Origin of the sequence: Streptomyces durhamensis (assembly GCF_000725475.1) — a bacterium.
Taxonomy (GTDB): domain Bacteria; phylum Actinomycetota; class Actinomycetes; order Streptomycetales; family Streptomycetaceae; genus Streptomyces; species Streptomyces filipinensis.
In genome coordinates this window covers 1-451 of sequence record NZ_JNXR01000112.1, presented here as the reverse complement: position 1 = coordinate 451, position 451 = coordinate 1, and the positions used below count along the sequence as shown (strand labels likewise).

The 451-nt window shown below is 65.0% G+C and carries 1 protein-coding gene; it reads right to left on the bottom strand.

Features of this window, described 5'->3' with window-relative positions:
• The coding region (locus IO33_RS0142000) for a non-reducing end alpha-L-arabinofuranosidase family hydrolase (protein WP_031174339.1) at positions 1-451 on the bottom strand (451 nt) is incomplete at both ends.

Below are 451 nucleotides of genomic sequence, written 5' to 3'. Positions count from 1 at the left end.
GGGGGACTTGCCCTGGTAGAGGAACTGCAGGTTGCAGGGGTCGATGGTCATGGTCTGGTCGGGGTTGGTGCGGACCAGGTCGCCGTGGCTGATGTCGTTGGTCCAGGTGGCGCCGCTGTTGGCCTTGCCGGCGAAGGGGTTGCTCTCGCCGGCGGCCTGCGGGGTCCACGAACCGCTCAGGCTGGAGGCCGTGAACGAGCGGAAGTAGCGCTGCTCGTTCGCACCCCGCGCCTCGACGATCATGAGGTACTGGTTCTGGCCCTGGACCTTGTAGACCTGCGGCGCCTCGAACAGGTTCTTCACCGTGTCGCTCATGACCGTCGTGTAGGACGAGCCGAAGCTGCCCGGGAAGTTCCCGATCGGCATGCTCGCCCGGTAGATCTTGCCGTTGTCACCGGCGAAGAACAGGTAGATGTTCTGGTCGTCGGCGATCAGGGTCTGGTCGATCGGG